The following is a 23,776-nucleotide window of genomic DNA, read 5'->3' on the forward strand; positions in this document are numbered from 1 at the left end:
CAGCGAATAGCCCGACGCCTTTCTTGATCTTGCCCTAACAAAAGGCAAGAGCAAGTAAGGCGGAACGCACGAAAAAAAATTAATCGTAACGAATGGCTTTGACCGGTGAAATTTTTGTAATGATGTACGAGGGAATTACTAAAACAAGTAAACACACCACTACGGTTAAAACATTTATTAATAAAATAGCAGGAATACTTATTGATACCGGCGCCTGATTGACATAGTAATTTTCTGGATTTAGCTTTATAATTCCGAATTGATCTTGCAGCAACAACAACGAAATAGCTATTCCGTTGCCCCAAAGAAGACCTCGACCGATAAGATGACCTGCATTATAAAGAAATATTTTACGCACTGACCAATTATTTGCGCCTAATGCTTTGAGAATACCAATCATTTGTGTTCGCTCGAGAATAAGTACCAACAATGCTACGACCATGTTGATGGTTGCAACCAGAATCATCACTACTAAAATAACAATGATGTTGATATCAAATAATTGAAGCCATTCAAAGATATAACTGTATTTTTCGATTATCGTTTTGCTATCTAATGTCGATGCGGTTTCGGCGTACACCTGCTCGCCTACTGCTTGAATGGCCGTGAAGTCCCGAACAAAAATTTCGAAAGCACCTACTTGGTCAGGGCTCCACTTGTTCATTCGCTGCACGTGACGGATATCACCTAAAATATAAGACGCATCAAATTCTTGAAAACCGGAATTAAAAATACCTACAATTTTAAAATTTCTTAAGTTATATCCCTGCTCCTTCATGAAAAAGGTATTGAAGCTATCTCCCAATTTTAAACTGAGACGATTTGCAATGAACTGCGAAATCACCACCTCTTCATTTAGATTATTTGCAGTATTTGGAATTCGACCTTCTACTAAGTATTCTTGAATATTATTCCACTTGTAGTCGTTACCTACTCCTTTAAAGACGATTCCTTCAAAAGCCGTTGGCGTTCTAATAATTCCCGCTTTACTAGCCACAGCTTGAATGTGATCAACACCTTGAACAGACGAAAACTTTGGGTAAAAGGTTTGTTTTTTAGAAATAGGAACCAAGGTTACATCAGACTGATTGCTATCATAATTTGTAATTTCAATATGACCATTGAAAGCAGCTACTTTTTCTCGGATTTTTTGTTGCAACCCAACACCTGTTGCCACAGAGACAATCATCATAATTATACCAATTGCAATGGCAGCCACCGCAATTTTAATAATGGGAGACGAAATAGTGCTTTTATGCTCCTTGGCTTTAATTAGCTTTTTGGCAATAAAATATTCTAAATTCAAAATCTTATTTTTTAATCAATGGTTATTGAATGGATACATTAGCAACTTGATCATCTGACAAAGTTTTACCAAAAGTAACTTACAGAGGCAACTTTTTCTTCATCGCCTCTACAATATTAAATGCTGCGGGACAAATTGCAACGTTACTTAAAGTAAGATCTGTAATTTGCTGAAACTTTTTACGATCAGTATGCGGAAACTCTCTGCATGCTTTTGGTCGTACATCATAAATAAAACAAGCATTGTCATTATCTAAAAAAGTACAAGGAACCGATTGCAGTACATAATCTTGATCTTCATCGATACGCAAATACTGCTGAATGAATTGCTGTGGTTTTTGTCTAAAATGTTTTGAAATCCTTTCAATATCAGCCAAAGTAAACAAAGGCCCTGTTGTTTTACAACAATTAGCACATTGTAAACAATCCGTTTTTTTGAATTCAGCATCATGCAAATCTTGCATTACATAATCGAGATTCTTAGGTGTCTTCTTTTTCAGCTTATCAAAATACTTTTTATTTTCGATATGCTTATCTTTGGCCTCTTTAGGAAGGTTATTTAAAATCTGTTTCAAGTGTCCTTTTTAAAGTTTGAAATACAAAAGTAAACAACTTCTAGAGTAATAACGATTACAACGTACACCAATTTATATGAAAGATCTTTTTGGAAAAGCAATGCTCGATTACCAAACCAACAATTCACCTGAAAATATATTAACCGAAACCACAATATCAGAAGAGGATGAAATGTCGGTAGCTTATTTATTTCGTTCTTTTCAAGAAATGCCATTACTAGAACAAGTTGCTTTACAAATGACAACAGGTAAGGTGTTAGATGTAGGATGTGGAGCAGGAAGTCATAGCTTGTACTTACAAAACGAAAAAAAACTAAATGTTCACGCGATTGACATTTCTGCAAATGCTATTAAAACCTGTTTACTACGTGGTGTACAAAACGCAACGGTTCAAAATATTCTAGACACTAGCTCGGACGGAAATCAATACGATACTATTTTACTACTTATGAATGGTACCGGGATATTTGGAACTTTGGCAGAAACACCTAAATATTTAAAACATGTTAAAACTTTGCTAGCGCCACAAGGCCAAATATTAATTGACTCATCAGATCTAATTTACATGTTCGACAACGATGAAGATGGCGGAAAATGGATTCCTTCTGATGGATATTATGGCGAGCTAAAATTTAGTATAAAGTACAAAAACGAAAAAGAAGAAGATTTTCCTTGGTTATATCTTGATTACAATACACTTCAAAATACAGCACATGATGTAGGTTTGCAATGTGAACTTATCAAAGAGGGAGATCATTATGATTACCTCGCACGATTATCAATGTAAAAGAACAATACGAATGGAAAGTAAAAAAAAACCTCGATCATCATGAATGTCGAGGTTTTGTATTTAAGGAATATTCAAATATTTGTGAGTTTGCAAGGAAACGCGCCATTTGGGATTATTCATGACATAGTCAACTATTAGTGGTGTCATCTCTTCTTTTTTACTCCACTCCGGTTGCAAAAACAAAATAGCATTATCATTAACGAGTTCTGCTTGCTCTTCGGCAAAAATAAAGTCATGTTTATTATGAATAATCACCTTCAACTCATGAGCACTATTGTAAACGGTAGTTGTGGGCAATTTATTTTTTTTTGGAGAAAGACAAATCCAATCCCATTTACCAGACAACGGATAAGCACCCGAGGTCTCAATGTGTACCTTGCGATTTTTACTTTTTAACTTAGCGGTTAAAAGCTCCATATCCCACATTAAAGGTTCACCACCAGTAACCACGACAGTTTCTGAATATTGACTTGCATTATGCACAATGGTATCAACAGCTGTTGGCGGATGCAATTCGGCATTCCAACTCTCTTTCACATCACACCAGTGGCATCCCACATCACAACCACCTATACGGATAAAGTATGCAGCAGTTCCTGTATGATACCCTTCGCCTTGAATGGTATAAAACTCCTCCATCAACGGAAGCATAGCCCCTTTATTAACCTCTAACTGAATTTCTTTTGATAACATTATTGTAAATTAAAGTGCAAAGATACACTTTTTGAAAGTAGATGATTGCATAAACACAAGGAAACACTACAAGCACAACAATGGCAAGAACAAAAGATTAGATATCCTATTATCATGCTACCTGTACCTAATAAAAAAACCGGTAACTAAAAGTCACCGGTCTATTACTTATAAAAGATTTAATTATTTTAAAATCTTAATTGATTCTGCAGCATAATTGTTTGCAGGATCTAATGCTAAGGTTTTATTGAAAAACTCTATTGCTTTTGCTTTGTCAGAATTGGCAAAACTTGCAGCCATATTATTGTAAGCTTCGATAAACTTAGCTTTTACAGCTGGCTTAGCAACTTCCGCTTCACCTAAAGCAGAAATTTTTGAAACATACTCTTGATAGTTTTGCACCATAACGTCGTCTTTTTCTAACAATCTGTTAGCGCGCGCTCTGTAAAGGTAAGCTTCGTTGTAAGTTGGACTTGCAACAAGAATTCTCTCAAAAGCAGCATCAGCTTTAGCCATACCTTCTTTATCTACTTTACCATCTTTTAATTTATTAGCGTTTGCATAGTAGTGAGATAATCCAAAATAAACATTATCATCAAGGTAGCTAGTTGACTCTTTAGTGTTTGCACCAAATTCAAAAATAGCTGCAGCTTCACTGTATAGCTTTTGAGTAAAGAACTTTCTTCCAACCTCACTTAAAGATTGCACGATTAAGGGCTCCATTTCAATCGCCTTTTTAATATCTGCAACTCCAGCTGTAAATGCAGCATTATCAATAGAAGCACCATCAGCAGAAGTTCCCTTTTGTATTCTACTTAAACCTAAGTTCAAATAATCTAAAGTGATTACTTTGTTACCAGGGGTATTGATAAAAGTCTCCAATGATTTAATTGCAACATCAGTATTACCATTTTTGTAGGCAGCATAACCTAAGTAACGGTAAATTCTTGGATTTACTTTATCCAACTCAATCATTTTATTTGCCTCAACCTCTAATGCAGCATAATCTTCGATCAAAATCAAAAAGTCAGCACGACGCATTCTAGACTGAATAGAATAATCTGTAAATGACATGTATTTATCATAATTCTCTAGAGCAATCTTGTAATTTGCAGCAGCGGTTGAAGGTTTGTTACGCGCAATTTTATAATACGTTTCAGCTAGCTCTCTGTAAACAGGACCATAACTTGGATTAATAGCAATTACTTCATTGTACGCTTTTAAAGCTTCGTCATAAGACTTAGCACCTTTCAACAATACTCCTAATTGCATTTTGGCTTTCAATAAAGAACTATCTAATTGAAAAGCATTTCTATATGCAACATACGCCTCGTTTTGTTTACCATCTCCATAATACGCATCACCTAAAGCTAATTGCAATTGAGCATCTTGATTATTCTTGATAGCAGGATTTGTCAAGGTTGCAATGGCTGCTTTATAATCTGGTTTCTCAGCATTCATATACGCTCTTGCAACATAAACAAATTCCTGAACATCCCTTTTCTTCATGTCTTTTAAAGCCAAGGCAAATTTTGCTTGAGCAGCTGCAATATCCATTTTGTCCAAATCCATCTGACCTAAACCGATATTATTTAACCTACCGTCTTCAGATGCCGCAAGACCTTTATCAAAAGTTACCTTAGCTGAATCTTGAATGCTTTGTGTTAGATAGATATTACCTAATGTGAAATAAGCATTACCATTTGACGGCTTCGCTTTTATGATCGATTTTAAAATAGACTTCGCACTTTCGTATTGCTCTGCATCTATAGCTTTTTTGGCTTGCGCTAAATCCTGAGCTTGTGCCGATAAAGCTGTAGCTAAAAAGGCAACGCTGAATGTTGTTAATTTGTTCATTTTAATAGTAGTTAATTTATTTATCATCATTTTGATTATTTGTGATTGTAAACTTTCTAGTAGGAATCCTAATAGGTAACAATCCCGATTTTAATACAATTCGCTGTCCAATATCTCCCCCGACAAATGAAGCAAAGCCCATTCCTAAACCAGAGTATCCCTGACAATTGATTATATACAAATCGCGTGCCAAAGGATATTTCTTTTCGGCTATATCATTTTGCGAAGGCAAATAATAACCATTCCCCTTCAGACCTTTAACACGTAAGGTAATTAAATTATCTGTAAACTGCTTCATAGCAGGTTTAGGCTGCGACAACCAATTAACACCAACAACTCCGATTAAATCATCATTTTCAGAAACATGCTTGATTACTTCGTCATTGGTTTTAAAAGAAAAGATCCCTTTTTGTGGAATATCTTTCAAACCAGCCAACTCTCGCAAATACCGCACAGTACTAGAATTAAGATTATCAAACACCAAACCTTTGATACCACTAACCTCTTGTCCTTTCATAAAAGAAATAACATCTTGTAAGGCAACTAAAGTATCAGTACTGTTTCTATTCACCACAAAAGCAATTGCATCCGTAGCAAAAGGAGTAACCTTAGGATTAATTTTCCTTTGCTTGAAAATTTCTAGTTCATCAACCGTTAAATCTCGAGATAAAATTGCAATACCTCCCTTTGAGTTAACCAAAGAAAATACTGTTTCTGCTTCAGATTGGGATTTTAATTTAATCTTCGCTTGATACTCACTTTCAAAAACAGCAACCTGATCTTCCACAATTGGCGTTATAGTTTCATCAACAAAAACGGTAGCTTGACCTTTTAAAATTGTCTCAGGTGCATCGGAACTCTTGTTTTGATTACAGGAAAATAGCACTAAAAACAACGAAACACAAAGAACAGCGGATAGTTTAACAAAATTTTTCATTTCTTAAGTATTGTTATCATTAATGATTCTGGAGAATCGGAACGAAGCATAAGCGATTAAAATCGCACCAAAAGCCATTCTAGCAGCCGGAGGCATGTCGAGTGGAAAGTTTTTCATAAAAATTATAAAACTACCCAAGACCACATACAGCACCAAAAACAAAATTCCTAAAACAAGAAGAAATCGCTCTCTAAGCGATTTCTTCTTAATATTATTAAGTATGTTATTTAACATTATTCTTGTGCTTGAATCACAATTGGAATAGAATACAGAACACGAACTGGTTTACCATTTTGTATACCAGGAGACCATTTTGGAGATTTTTTCAAAACTCGAATAGCTTCTTTTCCTGTACCATAACCAACATCTCTAACCACTTTAACGTCGGTTAAAGACCCATCTTTTTCAACTACAAAAGTAATATACACTTTACCACTAGGAGCATCTTCAGGAGTTGTGTAGTTGTCTCCCACAAACTTGTAAAACTTATTAATTCCACCAGGGAAATCAGGCTTTACTTCGATACCTGCGGTGTTGTAAATTTGATTATCTGGAGCCTCTTCAACAACTTCCGCTTTACCAGTACCTACCGGCTCAACAGTCAAAACTGCGTCTGGATCTCCTTTGATAGTTTCAGCACCTAACTTTTTATCCTTCAACTCAACCATTTTAGGTGGCTCTTCGGTCACCTCTTCTGCTTTCGCAACAACAGGCTTAACGAATTTCACTTGATCCACTTTTGGTGGAGGTGGTGGAGGTGGTGGAATATTTTTCTTAACTTCTTCTTTTTTAGGAGGCAACTTAATACTAACAATTTTAGTATCTAACGCTGCATCATCTTCAGAAGAATCAGGAAGTAAGCCTAATATTAAAGGCATACTTATTGCAACAGCAAATACAATGGCCCCAAAGATCATAGCCTTCGTTGTTGTCTTATTATTTGACTTTCTAAGCTCGTAAGCGCCATACGCCTTATTTCGACCTTCGAATACAATGTCAAGCCATTGGTTTGTAAATATGTCTAATTTCATCTTTGTTGATTTTTTGGTTATCAATAAGTAATTTGCTTACTTATCTCCTATCAATTTTAATTCCTCTGGTGTAATATCATTTACAATAGCATTTGTTGGAACTCCAACAATAGCCATCTCATCAAGAATATCAACAAGGTTGCGGTAATTGGATTTTTTACCTGGTTTAATAATAACGATCAAACCTTTGTCTTTATTGCCTGTGTATTCAACTACAGATGCTTTTCTTTTTAAAAGTTCGGCACGAATTCCTTCTTTGCCGTAAGCAATTTCTTTTGGACCCGCTATAGGAGTAGCTAATAAGCCCATATAGTAAACCATTTTATCATTATCTCCCAATAAAACAGTTAAAGTACGATTTTCATCAACTTTGATGTCCTTGTTTTTGGTATCATCCTCATCTTTATCTGGCAAACCCAAAGGCATAGATTGAGGTTTAGACAGAGTTGTCGTAAGCATGAAGAATGTAATCAACAAAAACGCTAGATCCACCATTGCAGTTAAATCTACTTTCGAGTTTGATTTTTTACTTCTTACTTTACCACCTTTTTTGCCACCACCGTCGCCGGTATTTAATTCAGCCATTTTAGTGTATTTTTAAAATTATTTAGTAGTTGCTCTAAGACCAGTAACCAAATTGAAATTATTGATTTTTTGCTCTTGTAATATATCCATCACTTTTTTAATAGCTGGATACTCTTCTTTTGAGTCACCTTTTATTGCGACTTGCAATTCCTTGTCATTTACATCAATATTTGCTTGACGTGAAGTGTAAATCCAATCTTTCAATTGATTATCTAAAGAATCTTTAGGCACACCTGGCTGAACGCCTGGTTTGTTTCTGTCAGCTGTCTTCATTGCAATCAATTGTTTTAGGCTAGTAATTGGAACACCAATTCCTTCCATCAAAGCAAAAGTTTCATATTCAGTTTCTGTAAACTGTACACCATACTTTTCACCCATCAATTCAAGCGCTTTTTTTCTAACTTCTCTACCTTTCAAATCATAGAAAACTTTTCCTTTCCCTACTGTAATGGTAGCTAAATTATCTTCTGGCAACTTAGACTGAACTGTCGACGCAGGAGTATCAACTGGCAATGCTTCAGGTATTTTTGCAGTTGCTGTCATTACGAAGAACGACAACAAAAGAAAAGCTACATCACACATTGCAGTCATGTCCGTAGACCCTGCTTTTTTCTTCATTTTTATAGCCATCAATATATATTTTAATTTTTACAAAAAGGCAACCATTACAAGGTTACCTTCCTGCAAAATACATTATTAATTATTTTTGAGCACTTCTGAAGTGTCTGTAAGTATTTACAATTGTATTACCAGCCTCATCAATAGAGTAAGTCAAAGTATCAATTTTAGATGTAAAGAAGTTGTAAGCAATAATCGCTAATGCTGAAGTAGAGATACCTGTTGCAGTGTTGATCAAGGCCTCAGAAATACCATTCGCAAGAGCTGCTTGGTCAGGAGTACCTGCTGCAGATAACGCACTAAATGCTTTAATCATACCTGTTACAGTTCCTAATAATCCTGCAAGAGTTCCTAAAGATACCATTGTAGAAAGTACAGTCATGTGCTTCTCTAACATTGGCATTTCTAATGAAGTAACCTCTTCGATTTCTTTGTGAATAGTTTCAGCAGCAGCTTCACTATCTAAACCTTCTCTTTTTACTTCTTGGTATTTCAACAAAGCAGATTTGATTGGGTTAGCAACAGAACCTTTTTGTTTGTCACAAGCTGCAATAGCACCTTCGATGTTTCCAGATTTGATATCTTTTTGTAAGTTGATCATGAAAGTATCTAAATTTCCTGTTCCAGCTGCTTTTGAAATTACAGCAAAACGCTCAAATGAGAATACAACTACCATTAACAACAATCCTAACAATACTGGTACAATAGGACCTCCTTTGTAAACCATTGCCAACATATTACCTGGTAGTGGGTGACCCGTATTAACTCCACCTTCGAAATTAGCACCATTACCCATTATGAAATTCCAAATCAACCATCCAACAAAAATACATGCTACAATAATGATTCCTGAGATCATTCCTCCTCCGTTTGCCGCTTTTTCTTTTTTAACGTTTGCCATTTTTTTTTTAATTTTAATAGTTTTAAATAAATTATCTTAGTTATATTAAACTTGTAGTTAGGCAAATTTATATTTTTAGTTCAAATAAAAAAACTTTTTTTTATTTAATTGTCATTAAATTTATTTCAAAAACACAATTAATTGATTAACGACCTCATTTTCATCAATATCATTAAGTATAAAGATATTTTAGATATAATAATATCGTTTTTTTATGATTATTTATTGTAATTTATCAATAAGAAAGCAACTAAGAAGAAAACTACAAACTCATCAATTTAGCAACAATTAAGCAGTAACACTGCAGAAAAAGCGACAATTGGTAATATTATAAAAATGCAATACCTTGCAAAAGCATAAAAACAAAGCCTAACTATGAGTACAACATTAGATTTTAAGACACAAATTACATCCGGTTACAGTCATAAAGGCGGAAGCATCACCTTGGGTGGAGGGATTTTGAACGGTGTTCCTGTTCTTGATACCTTTGTCACTATTCCGCTCAAAACAATGAATAGACACGGCCTGATTGCAGGAGCAACGGGAACCGGTAAAACAAAAACAATACAAGTGCTATCAGAGCAACTCTCACAAGCTGGCGTTCCCGTGTTGATGATGGACATAAAAGGAGACTTTAGCGGAATTGCAAAAGAGGGAGAAGTTAAAGACTTTATACAAGAGCGTCACGCCAAAATCAATATTCCATACAGTAATGCAAGTTTTCCTGTTGAACTTTTGACCTTATCGGAGCAAAGCGGTGTTCGTTTACGTGCAACCATTTCAGAGTTTGGACCAGTGCTATTCTCTCGTATTTTAAATTTAAATGATACGCAAGCTGGCGTAGTTGCAGTTATATTTAAGTATTGCGACGATAATGCAATGCCACTACTTGATCTAAAAGATATTAAAAAAGTAATCAACTATATTACTGAGGAAGGAAAAGAAGAAATTGAAGAATTATACGGAAAAATTTCTACTTCGACTACCGGAACTATTTTGAGAAAAATAATTGAACTCGAACAACAAGGCGCTGATTTGTTCTTTGGCGAATTATCATTTGACGTCAACGACTTGTTGCGCATCAACGAGGAAGGAAAAGGCTATGTCAATATCCTGCGATTAACAGACATTCAGGATAAACCAAAGCTGTTTTCGACCTTCATGCTAAGTATGCTTGCTGAAATTTACCAGCAAATGCCTGAAAAAGGTGATGCTGAACAACCGGAATTGGTCATTTTTATTGATGAAGCCCACTTAATATTTAGCGAAGCTAGTAAAGTTTTGCTTGAACAAATCGAAACTATTGTCAAATTAATTCGTTCGAAGGGCATTGGTATTTATTTCATTACGCAAAACCCGATGGATATTCCTAGTGGAGTGCTTGCCCAGCTAGGTTTAAAAATTCAGCATGCTTTGAGAGCCTTTACAGCAAATGACAGAAAAGCTATCAAACAAACCGCAGACAACTACCCAACATCAGAATTTTATCAAACAGACGAAATTTTGACCAGTTTAGGAATTGGAGAGGCGCTTGTAACCGCATTGAATGAAAAAGGAATCCCTACTCCACTAGTGGCTACTATGATGCGGGCTCCAATGAGCAGAATGGATATTTTAACCGAAACGGAAATTCAGGAGATTAATCAAAAATCAAAGCTAGTTAAAAAATACAGTGAATTAATTGATCGCGAAAGCGCTTACGAAATTCTGAATCAAAAAATTGAGGCCGCAACTAAGGAAGCTTCTGAAAACACAACTTCTGAAACCGAAGAAACCGTTAAAACAGAAAAACAAGGACCAAGCACCGCCGAAGTTGTTGGTAAATCAGTACTCAAAGTAATTACTAGTGCCACCTTCATTCGAGGTGTATTTGGAGTTTTAAGTAAAGTTTTCAAAAAATAACAATCGACCATAATCAAAAATGAAAAAATATTTTATTCAAACTGCCCCTTTTATTGTTCCAACTACTGACGGAAAACTAATTGAAGAGCATCATGGTTTAGCAACCACACAAAACAAAGATATATCAATAGCGCACATGGTAGCACCGCCCGGGTGGAGCGAACCTTTTCAAACTCCTGAATTTGATGAGTACACCTATATTATTAGTGGTAAAAAACAATTTATTATTGATGATGAAACCATTGTTTTAGAAGCAGGACAATCCATAAAAATTGAGCGCAATACGCGCGTGCAGTATTCAAATCCTTTTGATGCTCCATGCGAGTACATAGCCATTTGTACACCTGCCTTCTCTATAGAAAATGTTAATAGAGAAGAGTAACACTTTTTAAATTCGTAACTTGGGGTCTACAAGAACAACAACTATGACTACTAAAAAAAGAATCATCATTATAGGTGCCGGATTTGCGGGTTTACGTTTGGCACAGGATTTAGAAAACACGGATTATGATGTTCTACTCATTGATAGGAATAATTACCATCAATTTCAGCCATTGATGTACCAAGTGGCAACGGCAAGATTAGAGCCTGCCAGTATTTCTTTTCCGTTAAGAAAAGTTTTTCAACACTCTAAAAATGTAAGAATACGGATTGCAGAGGTTCAAAAAGTTGAAACGGAGCAACAAATTGTACAAACTAGTATTGGCGCATTTGAGTACGATCATTTAGTGATCGCTTTTGGATGTACTACCAACTATTTTGGCAACCCATCAATAGAGAAATTTGCTTTTCCGATGAAATCGGTGCCTGAGGCAATTCAGCTTCGCAATCAAATTTTGCAGACTTTTGAAGATACCTTAATTGCCTCTGCTGATGACTTGCCTGCTTTACTCAATTTTGTTGTGGTGGGCGGTGGACCAACGGGAGTGGAACTTGCAGGCGCTTTGGCGGAAATGAAAAAAAATATTTTGCCGAAGGATTATCCAGATAAGGACTTCTCTAAACTGACCATCTATTTACTCGAAGGATCGCCAGCCATTTTAGGTCCAATGAGTCCCGACTCGCAAAAGATGTCACGCATATACTTAGAGCAATTAGGTGTAATTGTAAAAACCGATACTATTGTGAGCCAATACGACGGCACCAATGTTCAGTTACAAAGTGGCGCCATTATCCCGTCAAAAAATGTGATTTGGGCAGCAGGAATTATAGGGAACACTTTGAATGGACTACCTGAAAGTACGATAACGCGAGGAAACCGATATGTGGTGAACCGAAAAAGTAATATTATCGGTCTAAACAATATTTATGCATTGGGAGATGTTGCGTACATGGAAACTCCAAAATATCCAAAAGGCCATCCTCAAGTAGCTAGTGTTGCAATTGAACAAGCTAAAATACTGGCAAATAATTTTAAAAGTTTATTAAAAGGACGTACTTTGATCGATTACGAATATCATGACAAAGGAAGCATGGCCACAATTGGTAAACGAAAAGCAGTTGTTGACTTGCCAAAATTTAGTTTTCAAGGCCGATTGGCATGGTTAACTTGGATGTTTATTCACTTAATGCTTATTTTGAGCGTAAAAAACAAGCTTTCTATCTTTGTCAATTGGATGTTTAGCTATTTCAACAACGACAGTACTTTACGAGTTTTACTAAAACCAGCGGTAAAGAAATAAAAACGGACTCCTAATTGGAGTCCGTTTTTGTTATTGGAGTAAAGCTATAATTTTCTGTTCGACAACATCTGAGTTCCAAATTTCTTGGATATTATCCATTTTTAAAACTTCTTGCATAATTTCATTTTGGTAATCTCCCACTGCCAAGGCTTCGGCATACGGTTGCAAACTAAAGGTAACTCTACTGTACAAAGGCATCCATTTATCAGGATGTTTATCCGAGAACCATTTTTCTATTTTCTTTTGAAGTAGAAAGTTTTCATCAGCTGTCTTGGCACTCATTTCTAAAAAATTGCGCTCGGCTAGTTCGGCAATTGCATCGGCATTAGGCTTTCTTGATTTCTGGTATTCCGAAAAAATGCGGCTCCAATCATCACCATGCTCCTGCATTAATTCACTTAAAACCGTGATGTCTTCAAAACCAGCATTCATACCTTGACCATAAAACGGAACTATAGCGTGAGCTGCATCACCAATAAGAGCTAACTTGTCTTCAAATGTCCAGGGATAGCACTTCATTTTCACCAAATAGCTAGTTGGGTTTTTGAAAAAATCAACCACTAAATCTGGAATCACTTCTTTGGTATCAGGAAAATACTTCGCAAAAAAAGCTACCAAATGCGCCTCATCTTTGAGTTGTTCAAATGAATTTTCGCCCTCAAAAGGCATAAATAAGGTACAAGTAAAACTTCCGTCAAGATTTGATAAGCCCATCAACATAAAATTGCCTCTAGGCCAAATGTGCAGCGAATTTTTATCTATTTTATGTGAACCATCTGCATTGGCAGGGATATGCAATTCTTTATAGCCAATTTTCATGAACTCTTGCGAGTAATCAAACATGGACTGTCGTTGCATGCGATGACGAATTCTTGAAAATGCACCATCAGCGCCAAAAACTTTATCAAATTTTATTTCAGTCCACTCGCCACGCTCGGTTTCACCAACATGAAGTGTTGCATCGGTTAGTGTTACATCCCAAATTTTTTGATTGAAAAAGAATTCTACACCTTCCTTTTCAGCTAAATCAATCATTTTACGATTAAGAATTCCCCTTGAAAGTGAAAAAATAGCTTCACCTTCTTTGCCGTAATTTTGTGTAATGTAGCTGCCATCCTGCATGTGAATTCCACGTTTATCAACTGGAATACCAATAGCTCTAATTTCGTCATCGAGACCAATATCACTCAATGTTTTCCATCCTCGATCAGACATTACCAAATTAATGGAGCGTCCCGAAAACTGAATATTACGAATATCAGGACTTCTATCGTACACGTGCACCGTATGACCGGCTTTCTTTAAGTATATCGCCAAGAGCGTTCCTACGAGACCTGAACCTACTACCGCAATTTTTTGAGGAGTTTGCATTGTATTTTTAAATCAAAAGTTAAGCAAAATTACTGATTAAAAACGTCAGCCTTTCTAAAAAAGCAATTATTTACTGACTTTAAACACTAATTTTGAAGAAGTACGAACAATTTCCTCTTTGTTAAGGATCATTCTTCTGAATTTGCCGGTGTTGTACAATTCGGCTTGATCGCTGTAATGACTACTCAGCACATTTCCTGATTGTCCGGTTGGTAATACGCTCCAACTATTTTCGATATCCGAAAAATCAATAATCCTGCGTGTAGAAGGACCTCCTTTTACGAGATAGTTTCCATCGGCAGTGTAATCAAAAAACAAGTTGTTGATTACTTCATTAGAACCCGAAACTTCATATGGACCTACGTTGAAAATATTGCGTAAAGCAGCGACCTTCCCTAGCGGATGTTGATGCTCAACCGTATGCACTTTGTTCCAAGTCCAAGTCTTTACATCAGTACCATACTGTAATTCTAAAGCAGCTATCGCTTGCGCAAAAGATAAGTTCAAAATATCCTTTCGAGATTCTTTTTTATTTTTTGTAGCGCTATTGTCCCACCAAATGGAATTTTCGGTTGCCAATTGTCTAGCCACGACTTGTTTCATTATGTGTGTTCCTAGAAAAGACTTGAATCGATCAGTACCTAATTCATCCTCGAAGGTGTTTTTTAAATAGCAAAACAAAAACTTGTTATAAATGGTAGGCGCCACATCGTTCAGGTTGTGCGATCCTTTCCAAGTTTTCAAAATTGAAAGCGCTTCTTTTTGAATAGTTGTTGCTTTTTCATTTCCTAAAATCAATAGTAAATTTTTAACCAAGCTTGGGGCAGTAGCTGATGTATTGTCAAAAATCATGCTTCCTACACTTGCCTTGTCCCAATCAGATTTTGGATCTAGTAATTGAGTGATACGCTTGGCTCTATCTTCGGGCAAATAATAGCCTGGATAGTTAAAACCATCTACTGCCTCCGGCTGATTATTGGCAGAATAAACGTAGTTCCATCTTGGATTTACAGCAGACGGATTCTTAGAAAAATCAAGATAGGTAGCAATATCATTTTTACCACTTGCTCCATCTAAAATAAAATTAGGATTCACTCCGGCTTGGTGCTTGTACAATTTTCCGGTAGCCCACCACGCCACATTACCTTTGGCATCGCCATACATGACATTCAAGCCTGGTGCCGCAATTAAGGAAACTCCTTTTTGAAATTCGGCTTTATTTTTTGCATGCGACAAAATATAAACCGCATCTAAAATTTGAATGGGTTGTTGCGTATAAATCCACGACATTGCGATAGGATTTTTTGACGGAAGACCTTCAATTAGGTCATTTATCACTGGGCCGTGTCTTGAAATTTTCACATTTAAACTAACGGATGTAGAATCTTTTACTTGAATCGTCTTCTTTCTAACATCATATTTGCGGTAGCCTGCTGGTGTTACATAAGAATTAGCATCAGTGGGATGATTTTTTTCTTCATACAAATCCACATCATCATTTTCAAACATGGTTAAACCGTAAGCGTACTCTCTGTTATGACCCAGCAAAGGATAAGGAGTTCCGGCTAAATACGAACCATAAAGCTCAAATTCAGGCGTTACCAAATGGGCTTCGTACCACGTTCCTGGTTGCGAAAATCCAATATGCGGATCATTTGCAAAAATAACTTTCCCATTTTTCGTTTTTTTGGGACCAATAACCCAACTATTACTTCCGATAAAAGGAGCAACAGGAGAGCGCTCTAACAGTTGCGCAACCGCTTTAGAAATAGCGGCATATTCTTGTGGTCTGTCTTTTGCATTGCGAATTTTGGTAGTATTAAAAGCACCGTCTAAACCGAAATCTTTCAAATAAACAGCACCTAAATTATCACGAATATCAGTCATTAAAGGATCTGATTTTTGCGCCATTGCAAAACTAAAAGACATGTACCCAAATATATTGTACACATCCTTCATGCTAAATTTTTGTTTTTTGATCCCCAACAAACTAAACTCAACTGGCGTAACACCTTCGTCAAGATATTGATTAACGCCATCAAGATAGGCTTGTGCAAGCTGGTAACTGGCGCTATTTGTATCTAAATCAGCTATCGCTTTTGCGGAAGCTTCTTCGATGCCCAAACCTGCAAAAAACAGATCGCTCTTGAGTGCCACTGAACCAAAAATCTCAGATAAACGGCCGGGTGCAATGCGTCGCATTAATTCCATTTGCCAAAGACGGTCTTGCGCATGCACGTAACCCAAAGCAGTCATAGCATCTTTTGAATTATTGGAATAAATATGAGGAACCCCAAACTCATCAAAATAAACGGTAGTCTCATTTTGAATATTTTTCAAAGCCACTTCGCCCTCGTAATTGGGTTTCAGATAAAAACCATAAAGCAACACAGAGCAAACCAGAATAAGGACAACGCCTAATAAAACAATAGATAATTTACGGAGTTTAGTCATTTTTAATAAAAATTGGAAAACAAATATATAGGTTTTGAAAGGATATTAAAACAGAATTACCTTCTCACCTACTCAATAAAACGACAAAGCTAGTACTATTTTATTTTTGTTTAATATTTTTTATTTTTTATTAAACAAAAAAGTATCTTTGTTTTAAAAACAAGACAATATGAAGCACGTTACCAAAGATACCATCTCACAAATGGAAAAAGTAGCCCGATTGAATTTAATCAATTCATGTACGGGATATAAGTCAGCTAACTTAATAGCTACCAAATCAGCAGATGGAATTTCGAATGTGGCTATTTTTAGCAGCGTTACCCATTTAGGAAGTCATCCGGCGATGATTGGTTTTATTATGCGACCGACAACAGTTCCGCGAGATACCTATAAAAATATTAAAGAGACGGGCTATTTCACAATAAACCATATCACTGAATCAATGATTGCTGACGCACACCACACCTCAGCAAACTATGAATATGGTATTTCTGAATTTGAAAAAACCAATTTAACTGAAGAGTATAAAGACGATTTAGAAATTCCTTTTGTACAAGGAAGCCCAGTGCAATTGTACTGCAAATACCTGAATGAATATTTTATTGCCGAAAATGATACCATTCACATTATAGCTTCGATTGAACATTTGTTTTATAACGACGAATTAGAGCATCCTGCCAATTGGTTGCAACTCGATAAAGCTGGTGTTGTGGCCATCAATGGTTTAGATGGGTATTGTTTACCCACTTTACTTGACCGTTACCAATATGCTCGTAAGGAACAACCAACAACCTCTTTTTTCAAAAAATAATAGATGAAAAAATTACGGTTACTATTGGGCGATCAGCTAAATGAAGCACATTCTTGGTTCGAGGAAGTAAATGATGATACGTTTTATCTTTTGGCTGAAATGAGGCAAGAAACCGACTATGTCAAACACCACATCCAAAAAGTTGTGGCGTTTTTTATGTCGATGCGTAATTTTTCTACAACATTACAAGCCAAAGGGCATCGTGTATTGTACTTTGAAATCGACGCCCAAAACAATCCTCAAAATTTAGAACAATTAATAAAAAATTGTGTTCAGGAAAACGGAATTGAAAAATTCGAATACCAACTTCCTGACGAATACCGCTTGGATCAGCTATTGCAAAATATTTGTAGTAACTTACAAATAGCAACTGAAGTTTTTGATACGGAACATTTTTACACGAGCAGAACTGAACTTAGTACTTTTTTTGAAGGTAAAAAGTTGTTGCTGATGGAAAATTTTTACCGCAACATGCGTAAAAAACATCATGTACTCATGCAAGGCGCAACGCCTGTGGGAAATCAATGGAATTTTGATGCCGACAATAGAAAAAAATACAAAGGCGAAGTTCCGGTACCAGCAGAGAAAAATTTCCATGCAGATGTTACAGCCGTTTTGCAACAAATTCAGAATGCTGGCATTACCACATTTGGAGCTATCAAACCCACAGACTTTAGCTGGCCCACTTCCAGAGCGGCTTGTTTAGAAGTGCTAGATTATTTTTGCAGAAAGTTGCTGCCGTATTTTGGCGACTACGAAGATGCCATGCACACTGATGAAAAATTTCTTTTCCACAGTCGTTTGTCATTTGCAATGAATAGTAAAATGATTTCGCCAAAAGAAGTCGTCGATACCGTTGTTGCGCATTATTGGGCCAATGAAAATACTATCAGCATATCGCAAGTAGAAGGTTTTGTACGCCAAATATTAGGCTGGCGCGAATACATCCGTGGGATTTACTGGAAAGAAATGCCCAATTATAGCCAAATGAATGCCTTAAATAATAGCAACTCACTTCCTGATTTTTTCTGGACTGGAAAAACCAAAATGAATTGTATGCAACATGCCATTCAACAAAGTTTAGACGAAGCTTATGCCCATCACATACAGCGTTTGATGGTGATTGGGAATTTCACTTTGTTGACGCAAATACATCCTGACGAAGTAGACGCCTGGTATCTTGGTGTTTATATTGATGCTATTGAATGGGTTGAAATGCCCAACACCAGAGGGATGTCACAATATGCTGATGGCGGAATTATTGCCACCAAACCATATGTTTCTTCAGGAAGTTACATCAACAAAATGAGTAATAATTGTGCCAAATGCCATTACAATGTGAAAGACAAATTCGGAGACAAAGCTTGTCCGTTTAATAGTTTGTATTGGAACTTTTTGGATGAAAAAAAGGAATATTTCAAAGACAATCAACGTATGGCGATGATGCTTAATTTGTTAAAAAAAATCGATCCAGAAGAATTGTACCGAATTAAGCTCAAAGCAAACGAAATCATTAGCAACATGGATGCATATTAAATAGAAAAGGTTCCTTCTCAATTGAAAAGGAACCTTTATTTATTTATATAAAACTAATTAGTCTTTCTTACTACCGTCGATTATGGCACCTGTTCCAGCACCAACTCCTGCTCCTGCAACACCACCTATAATAGCTCCTTGAACTTTTTTCTTGCTGATGATTGCTCCAGTTGCTGCTCCTACACCAGCACCAATTACAGCACCTTTGGCAGTACTACTCCAACCCTTTTTTTGCGTTGTGGTTGTAGTTGTTGTCGTGTTTGGCGCTTGCTGGTTAACAACAATTACCTCTTTTTTAGTTTCTAATTTTTCTTCCTCCATTTTAACCATAACTTGCTGCATCGAGTCGATTACTCTTTGCTTTTCCATGGCTACTTTCATTGAGTCTACAGTTGCAGCTTTAGCTTTTGCTACATCGGCTTTTGTTTGATTCTGACATGAAACTACTGCTAAGGCAAGTAGCATAAAGTATACTATTTTCATAATGATATGTTTTTTAAATTTCTATGTTACAAAGATATATTGGCTTTGAAACATTTATGTTATGGAATTCCTTTTGTGATTTATATAATTCAACGATTTTACTTGCCTAGGATTCCCTTTTTCAAAATCTGACCAAACTCAAACATATCTTCAAACGAAGTATATAAAGGAACTGGAGCCAGACGAATTACGTTAGGTTCTCTCCAATCTGTAATCACGCCGTTTTTCATTAAATACTCAAATAGGCTACGACCTTCGCCATGCAGGAAAACTGATAATTGCGAAGCGCGCTCCTCAGGATTACTTGGAGTGATAATTTCAAAAGTACTGTCTACTTCGCTATCGATTTCATGCAAAACAAATTCTAAATAAGCGGTGATGAGATCGCGTTTTTCAAGGAGCGCATCCATGCCAACCTCAGCAAACATATCAACAGAGGCGAGATAGGGTGCTAAAGACAAAATAGGTAAATTACTTATTTGCCAACCATCCGCACCGTGAACAGGATCAAAATTAGGTTCCATTTTAAAACGACGTTCTTTATTGTGTCCCCACCAACCAGCAAAGCGAGGCAACTGCGAATTGTTGTGGTGTTTTTCATGAATAAAACAACCAGATGCATTACCAGGTCCTGAATTCATGTATTTGTAGCTGCACCAAGCTGCAAAATCAACATTCCAATCATGGAGTTCTAATTTGACATTTCCAGCGGCATGCGCCAAGTCCCAACCTACAAAGGCTCCTACTTTATGACCCGCTGCAGTGATGGTTTTCATGTCAAAAACTTGGCCAGTGTAATAATTTACGCCACCAATAAGTACAAGCGCCAACTCATCGCCTACCTCTTCAATTTTTGCCAAAACATCTTCTAGGCGGATGTTGTGTTCGCCTTCACGTCTTTTAATCTCGACCAAAGCAGCTTGTTTATCAAAACCTACTGCTCGAGAATGAAAATCAACTTGGCTTTGAAACATGTATTGATCTGATGGAAATGCTTTTTCCTCGCAAATGATTTTGTAACGCGTTTTAGTTGGCTGGTAAAACGAAACCATAAGCAAGTGCAGGTTCACAGTGAGCGTGTTCATTACCGTAACTTCAGTTGGCAAAGCACCAACGATTTTACTTAAAGGATCTGCAAAGCGTTCGTGGTAATCCCACCAAGGTTTGTCACTGTAAAAATGACCTTCGACGGCGAGATTTGCCCAATCATTCATAACCTCATCAACATAGGTTTTGGTACGTTTGGGTTGTAAACCGAGCGAATTTCCGGTGAAGTAAATGACTTTTTTATCGTTTACTTTTGGAAAAATAAATTCGGATTGGTATTTATTAAGAGGATCTTGTGCATCGAGTTGCCTTGCAAATTCAAGGGTATTTTGAAATTTCATATACAATTATTTGAAAGGTAAAAGTACAAAAAATCAAGCTAGTGTAACAAATGAATGTTTGAAATAGCACTACTTGAATTGAAGAAAAAATTATCAAAATTGCGTACTCATAACAAGTTTGACTATTTTAAAGTACACGAAAATGTACCGCTATTTGGTGTGAGGGATGGCAGCGGCATCCTTTATTTTCTTTTTTTTAAAAGAAAATAAAGATAGAGCGAACAGCCCGACCCGACCTTTTTTTGGGAGGGGCACACGCAAAAAAAAATCTCGCCATTGCTGACGAGATTCTTTTAAATATGTTCTGTACTGAATTACAAAATCAACATGGCATCGCCATAAGAGTAGAATTTGTATTTTTCTTCGATGGCTTCAGCGTAGGCTTTTTTCATTAAATCGTGACCACAAAAAGCAGAAATCATCATTAAAAGCGTTGATTTTGGGGTATGAAAATTGGTAATCATACACGTAGGCACTGCAAAATCGTGAGGAGGAAAAATAAATTTATTGGTCCAACCATCAAACGGATTTAAAGTGTTTTGCGACGAAACTGAACTTTCTACGGCGCGCATAGAAGTGGTTCCTACGCAGCAAATACGTTTTCTTTTGGCTTTTGCTTCGTTTACGATATCACAGGCTTCTTGCGTGATTTTTAACTCTTCAGAGTCCATTTTGTGCTTAGACAAATCCTCTACTTCAACTGGGTTGAATGTTCCTAAACCAACGTGTAAGGTCACTTCGGCAAAATTCACGCCTTTGATTTCAAGTCTTTTTAGCAAATGCTTAGAGAAGTGTAAACCTGCTGTAGGAGCGGCTACTGAACCTTCTTCTTTGGCATAAATGGTTTGGTAACGCTCTGCATCTTCTGGAGTTACATCTCTCGAAATGTATTTTGGAATTGGAGTTTCTCCAAGTTCAGTCAATTTATTACGGAATTCTTCGTACGAGCCATCGTATAGAAAACGTAAAGTTCTACCACGAGAAGTAGTATTATCGATTACCTCAGCAACAAGTGAATCATCGTCACCGAAATACAATTTATTACCAATTCTGATTTTACGAGCTGGATCAACTAATACGTCCCACAATCTTTGCTCTGCATTCAATTCTCTTAGTAAAAAAACTTCGATTCTAGCACCCGTTTTTTCTTTGTTACCATACAAACGAGCAGGGAAAACTTTAGTGTTATTTAGAATTAAAACATCACCTTCGTCAAAATATTCGATGATATCTTTGAACATTTTGTGCTCTATAGTTTGTTTTTTACGGTCAATAACCATGAGACGAGCCTCGTCTCTATTTTCGGCTGGATACTCCGCAAGAAGTTCTTTTGGTAAATCAAATTGAAAATGGGATAACTTCATTTATTTTTTTATTTTAAAAGTTTAAGATTTTACACAGTAACTCACATTGTAGCAACATAAAAATCTTTCGGGTGCAAATATACGATTGTGAGATAGGCGTTGTCAAGTGTTTTGGCTTTTATTTTCAAAAACAACTGATAACGTTGCATTTAAATCTTATAAATGCGCTACCTGAAAGCCGATCGACTCCATGTCTATCCAGAAATCAGGATAAGATTTTGAAACTACGCCAGCGTCCGCAATGTGCAACGGAACTTTAATAGCCAAAGGAGCAAAAGCCATAGCCATACGATGGTCATTATACGTTGCAATAGTAACCTCTTTGTTTAAAGTTGCTGATGGCTCTAAAGTTAGACTATCATTAGTAACTGTGATGGCTGCGCCTAATTTAGTTAGTTCGACTCTAAGTGCTTCCAGTCTATCCGTTTCTTTAATTTTTAAAGTATGAAGACCCGTGAGGTGACAGCCAATTCCTAAACCTAAACAAGTAACCACAATGGTTTGCGCAATATCAGGTGTATTGTTTAAATCGAAAGAGAGCTGCGTTGCTGGAACAAAATTAACATCCTTCGTTAATGTCATTTGGTTACCGTTAAACTCAGTACGCACACCTAATTGTTCATAGATACTTACCAAAGCAGCATCGCCTTGAAGGCTGGTTTGTTTGTAACTATTTAAAACGATTGTGGCTTGATCAGCAAGCGCTACAATACTAAAAAAATAGGATGCGGAACTCCAATCAGACTCCACTGTCATTATTTTGCTTTCAGATTCTTTTTGAGGAGTTACTGTAATGCTGTTGCCTTCAAAGCGGGTTGTAATACCCAAATCGTTAAGTAAGGCCAAGGTCATTTTGATGTATGGAATAGAAGTAATTTCACCTACTAAAGTGATTTCGATACCATTTTCGAGTTTGGGAGCCACCAATAGCAAGGCTGAAATGTACTGACTACTCACGTTGGCGGGAATCGAGACTTTAGAGGCTGTAATTTTTTGCTCTTCGATTTTGATTGGCGGATAGCCCGCATTCTTTTCATAGGTGATTTTAGCACCCAACTGCTCCAATGCTTCAACCAAAACTTTTATAGGGCGTTCGGTCATGCGTTGCGAACCTGTCAGCGTTACTGTTGCTCCGGGCGTTACAGCAAAATAAGCTGTTAAGAAACGCATAGCGGTTCCGGCATGGTGAATGTCTACCACTTGTGGCTGTCCATTGGCTGCTGCAACTTGCTTTAAGGCCTTAGCCATAACCTCACTATCATCTGAATTTGAGGTATTGGCTAAAGTAATATTTGGGAATAGCGCTTGTAACAGTAGTAATCTATTGGTTTCACTTTTAGAACCTGTTATATCGAGCTGCGAATTGTGAATTGTAAATTGTGAATTAGTGCTTAGTCTTAAATTCATGCGTATAATTGTGAGTTGTGAATTGCGAGTTATAAATTAAATACCCTAGCTGCGCAATTTACTACTACTCGTTCATAATTCATAAT

The 23,776-nt window shown here is 36.6% G+C and carries 22 protein-coding genes; 6 read left to right on the forward strand and 16 right to left on the reverse strand.

Annotated elements, in window-relative coordinates:
• Positions 1 to 79: 79 nt before the first annotated feature.
• Together KBJ98_RS11240 and KBJ98_RS11245 are read right to left on the reverse strand one after the other, a co-directional pair.
• Entirely contained in the window at positions 80 to 1,306 is a 1,227-nt protein-coding gene (locus KBJ98_RS11240; protein ID WP_210790749.1) for an ABC transporter permease, read from the reverse strand.
• 79 nt (positions 1,307 to 1,385) lie between these two features.
• Positions 1,386 to 1,880, reverse strand: a complete 495-nt coding sequence (locus KBJ98_RS11245) for a YkgJ family cysteine cluster protein (RefSeq protein ID WP_210790750.1) — start codon at positions 1,878 to 1,880, stop codon at positions 1,386 to 1,388.
• 76 nt (positions 1,881 to 1,956) lie between these two features.
• Here KBJ98_RS11245 and KBJ98_RS11250 point away from each other — a divergent pair, with 76 nt between their 5' ends.
• Positions 1,957 to 2,667 carry a class I SAM-dependent methyltransferase gene (locus KBJ98_RS11250; protein ID WP_210790751.1) on the forward strand — a complete coding sequence of 237 codons (711 nt, stop codon included), beginning with the start codon at positions 1,957 to 1,959 and terminating at the stop codon, positions 2,665 to 2,667.
• Positions 2,668 to 2,730: 63 nt separating this feature from the next.
• Here KBJ98_RS11250 and KBJ98_RS11255 read toward each other — a convergent pair whose 3' ends face one another.
• The 8 genes from KBJ98_RS11255 to KBJ98_RS11290 all read right to left on the reverse strand — a co-directional run bounded on the left by KBJ98_RS11255 (position 2,731) and on the right by KBJ98_RS11290 (position 9,292).
• A complete protein-coding gene (locus tag KBJ98_RS11255; protein ID WP_210790753.1) occupies positions 2,731 to 3,363 on the reverse strand; it encodes a 7-carboxy-7-deazaguanine synthase QueE in 633 nt (210 codons plus the stop codon).
• A 183-nt stretch (positions 3,364 to 3,546) separates the two neighbouring features.
• Positions 3,547 to 5,220, reverse strand: coding sequence for a tetratricopeptide repeat protein (locus KBJ98_RS11260; RefSeq protein WP_210790755.1), 1,674 nt, complete (start codon positions 5,218 to 5,220; stop codon positions 3,547 to 3,549).
• A gap of 16 nt (positions 5,221 to 5,236) precedes the next feature.
• Positions 5,237 to 6,157, reverse strand: coding sequence for a PstS family phosphate ABC transporter substrate-binding protein (locus tag KBJ98_RS11265; RefSeq protein WP_210790757.1), 921 nt, complete (start codon positions 6,155 to 6,157; stop codon positions 5,237 to 5,239).
• Positions 6,158 to 6,160: 3 nt separating this feature from the next.
• Complete coding sequence (locus KBJ98_RS11270; protein ID WP_210790759.1) at positions 6,161 to 6,391, reverse strand: hypothetical protein; 231 nt, start codon at positions 6,389 to 6,391, stop codon at positions 6,161 to 6,163.
• Entirely contained in the window at positions 6,391 to 7,188 is a 798-nt protein-coding gene (locus tag KBJ98_RS11275) for an energy transducer TonB (RefSeq protein ID WP_210790761.1), read from the reverse strand. The genes KBJ98_RS11270 and KBJ98_RS11275 overlap by 1 nt, the downstream gene beginning before the upstream one ends.
• Before the next feature lie 36 nt (positions 7,189 to 7,224).
• Positions 7,225 to 7,773 (reverse strand): ExbD/TolR family protein, encoded by a 549-nt coding sequence (locus KBJ98_RS11280; protein WP_166136221.1) that lies wholly within the window; start codon positions 7,771 to 7,773, stop codon positions 7,225 to 7,227.
• A gap of 18 nt (positions 7,774 to 7,791) precedes the next feature.
• Positions 7,792 to 8,403, reverse strand: a complete 612-nt coding sequence (locus tag KBJ98_RS11285; protein WP_394369381.1) for an ExbD/TolR family protein — start codon at positions 8,401 to 8,403, stop codon at positions 7,792 to 7,794.
• Between the two features lie 70 nt (positions 8,404 to 8,473).
• Positions 8,474 to 9,292 (reverse strand): MotA/TolQ/ExbB proton channel family protein, encoded by an 819-nt coding sequence (locus tag KBJ98_RS11290; RefSeq protein ID WP_166136215.1) that lies wholly within the window; start codon positions 9,290 to 9,292, stop codon positions 8,474 to 8,476.
• A gap of 375 nt (positions 9,293 to 9,667) precedes the next feature.
• Between KBJ98_RS11290 and KBJ98_RS11295 the strand changes: the two genes are divergently transcribed.
• From KBJ98_RS11295 to KBJ98_RS11305, 3 genes are read left to right on the forward strand one after another with little or no spacing between them, the layout of a single operon-like run.
• Positions 9,668 to 11,194, forward strand: coding sequence for a helicase HerA-like domain-containing protein (locus KBJ98_RS11295; protein WP_210790765.1), 1,527 nt, complete (start codon positions 9,668 to 9,670; stop codon positions 11,192 to 11,194).
• Between the two features lie 19 nt (positions 11,195 to 11,213).
• Positions 11,214 to 11,576, forward strand: coding sequence for a cupin domain-containing protein (locus KBJ98_RS11300; protein ID WP_210790767.1), 363 nt, complete (start codon positions 11,214 to 11,216; stop codon positions 11,574 to 11,576).
• A 43-nt stretch (positions 11,577 to 11,619) separates the two neighbouring features.
• On the forward strand, positions 11,620 to 12,876 hold the full coding sequence (locus KBJ98_RS11305) for an NAD(P)/FAD-dependent oxidoreductase (RefSeq protein ID WP_210790769.1): 1,257 nt from the start codon (positions 11,620 to 11,622) through the stop codon (positions 12,874 to 12,876).
• Positions 12,877 to 12,906: 30 nt separating this feature from the next.
• Here the strand turns inward: KBJ98_RS11305 and KBJ98_RS11310 are convergent, their stop codons facing one another.
• Together KBJ98_RS11310 and KBJ98_RS11315 are read right to left on the reverse strand one after the other, a co-directional pair.
• Entirely contained in the window at positions 12,907 to 14,247 is a 1,341-nt protein-coding gene (locus KBJ98_RS11310) for an FAD-dependent oxidoreductase (protein WP_210790771.1), read from the reverse strand.
• A 66-nt stretch (positions 14,248 to 14,313) separates the two neighbouring features.
• A complete protein-coding gene (locus tag KBJ98_RS11315) occupies positions 14,314 to 16,701 on the reverse strand; it encodes a penicillin acylase family protein (RefSeq protein ID WP_210790773.1) in 2,388 nt (795 codons plus the stop codon).
• A 169-nt stretch (positions 16,702 to 16,870) separates the two neighbouring features.
• On the opposite strand from KBJ98_RS11315, the gene KBJ98_RS11320 reads away from it, so the two are divergent.
• Both KBJ98_RS11320 and KBJ98_RS11325 read left to right on the forward strand, forming a co-directional pair.
• Complete coding sequence (locus KBJ98_RS11320) at positions 16,871 to 17,512, forward strand: flavin reductase family protein (protein ID WP_210790775.1); 642 nt, start codon at positions 16,871 to 16,873, stop codon at positions 17,510 to 17,512.
• A gap of 3 nt (positions 17,513 to 17,515) precedes the next feature.
• A complete protein-coding gene (locus KBJ98_RS11325; RefSeq protein WP_210790777.1) occupies positions 17,516 to 19,048 on the forward strand; it encodes a cryptochrome/photolyase family protein in 1,533 nt (510 codons plus the stop codon).
• Between the two features lie 57 nt (positions 19,049 to 19,105).
• Here the strand turns inward: KBJ98_RS11325 and KBJ98_RS11330 are convergent, their stop codons facing one another.
• The 4 genes from KBJ98_RS11330 to aroA form a co-directional block, all read right to left on the reverse strand.
• Positions 19,106 to 19,531, reverse strand: coding sequence for a YMGG-like glycine zipper-containing protein (locus tag KBJ98_RS11330; RefSeq protein WP_210790779.1), 426 nt, complete (start codon positions 19,529 to 19,531; stop codon positions 19,106 to 19,108).
• A gap of 98 nt (positions 19,532 to 19,629) precedes the next feature.
• Positions 19,630 to 20,919 carry a kynureninase gene (gene kynU / locus KBJ98_RS11335; RefSeq protein WP_210790781.1) on the reverse strand — a complete coding sequence of 430 codons (1,290 nt, stop codon included), beginning with the start codon at positions 20,917 to 20,919 and terminating at the stop codon, positions 19,630 to 19,632.
• 314 nt (positions 20,920 to 21,233) lie between these two features.
• Positions 21,234 to 22,283, reverse strand: coding sequence for a tRNA preQ1(34) S-adenosylmethionine ribosyltransferase-isomerase QueA (queA, locus tag KBJ98_RS11340; RefSeq protein ID WP_210790783.1), 1,050 nt, complete (start codon positions 22,281 to 22,283; stop codon positions 21,234 to 21,236).
• A gap of 156 nt (positions 22,284 to 22,439) precedes the next feature.
• Positions 22,440 to 23,690: a 3-phosphoshikimate 1-carboxyvinyltransferase gene (gene aroA, locus KBJ98_RS11345; protein WP_210790784.1), complete on the reverse strand. Its 1,251-nt coding sequence runs from the start codon at positions 23,688 to 23,690 to the stop codon at positions 22,440 to 22,442.
• Positions 23,691 to 23,776: the final 86 nt, after the last annotated feature.

Origin of the sequence: Flavobacterium erciyesense, assembly GCF_018069925.1 — a bacterium.
Taxonomy (GTDB): domain Bacteria; phylum Bacteroidota; class Bacteroidia; order Flavobacteriales; family Flavobacteriaceae; genus Flavobacterium; species Flavobacterium erciyesense.

Coding starts and splice junctions, on each gene's coding strand:
- KBJ98_RS11255 (WP_210790753.1), bottom strand. CDS start 3,363: ATGTTATCAAAAGAAATTCAGTTAGAGGTTAATAAAGGGGCTATGCTT.
- KBJ98_RS11290 (WP_166136215.1), bottom strand. CDS start 9,292: ATGGCAAACGTTAAAAAAGAAAAAGCGGCAAACGGAGGAGGAATGATC.
- KBJ98_RS11330 (WP_210790779.1), bottom strand. CDS start 19,531: ATGAAAATAGTATACTTTATGCTACTTGCCTTAGCAGTAGTTTCATGT.
- KBJ98_RS11260 (WP_210790755.1), bottom strand. CDS start 5,220: ATGAACAAATTAACAACATTCAGCGTTGCCTTTTTAGCTACAGCTTTA.
- KBJ98_RS11275 (WP_210790761.1), bottom strand. CDS start 7,188: ATGAAATTAGACATATTTACAAACCAATGGCTTGACATTGTATTCGAA.
- KBJ98_RS11265 (WP_210790757.1), bottom strand. CDS start 6,157: ATGAAAAATTTTGTTAAACTATCCGCTGTTCTTTGTGTTTCGTTGTTT.
- KBJ98_RS11300 (WP_210790767.1), top strand. CDS start 11,214: ATGAAAAAATATTTTATTCAAACTGCCCCTTTTATTGTTCCAACTACT.
- KBJ98_RS11310 (WP_210790771.1), bottom strand. CDS start 14,247: ATGCAAACTCCTCAAAAAATTGCGGTAGTAGGTTCAGGTCTCGTAGGA.
- kynU (WP_210790781.1), bottom strand. CDS start 20,919: ATGAAATTTCAAAATACCCTTGAATTTGCAAGGCAACTCGATGCACAA.
- KBJ98_RS11270 (WP_210790759.1), bottom strand. CDS start 6,391: ATGTTAAATAACATACTTAATAATATTAAGAAGAAATCGCTTAGAGAG.
- KBJ98_RS11320 (WP_210790775.1), top strand. CDS start 16,871: ATGAAGCACGTTACCAAAGATACCATCTCACAAATGGAAAAAGTAGCC.
- KBJ98_RS11305 (WP_210790769.1), top strand. CDS start 11,620: ATGACTACTAAAAAAAGAATCATCATTATAGGTGCCGGATTTGCGGGT.
- KBJ98_RS11280 (WP_166136221.1), bottom strand. CDS start 7,773: ATGGCTGAATTAAATACCGGCGACGGTGGTGGCAAAAAAGGTGGTAAA.
- KBJ98_RS11325 (WP_210790777.1), top strand. CDS start 17,516: ATGAAAAAATTACGGTTACTATTGGGCGATCAGCTAAATGAAGCACAT.
- KBJ98_RS11250 (WP_210790751.1), top strand. CDS start 1,957: ATGAAAGATCTTTTTGGAAAAGCAATGCTCGATTACCAAACCAACAAT.
- KBJ98_RS11295 (WP_210790765.1), top strand. CDS start 9,668: ATGAGTACAACATTAGATTTTAAGACACAAATTACATCCGGTTACAGT.
- aroA (WP_210790784.1), bottom strand. CDS start 23,690: ATGAATTTAAGACTAAGCACTAATTCACAATTTACAATTCACAATTCG.
- KBJ98_RS11285 (WP_394369381.1), bottom strand. CDS start 8,403: ATGGCTATAAAAATGAAGAAAAAAGCAGGGTCTACGGACATGACTGCA.
- queA (WP_210790783.1), bottom strand. CDS start 22,283: ATGAAGTTATCCCATTTTCAATTTGATTTACCAAAAGAACTTCTTGCG.
- KBJ98_RS11315 (WP_210790773.1), bottom strand. CDS start 16,701: ATGACTAAACTCCGTAAATTATCTATTGTTTTATTAGGCGTTGTCCTT.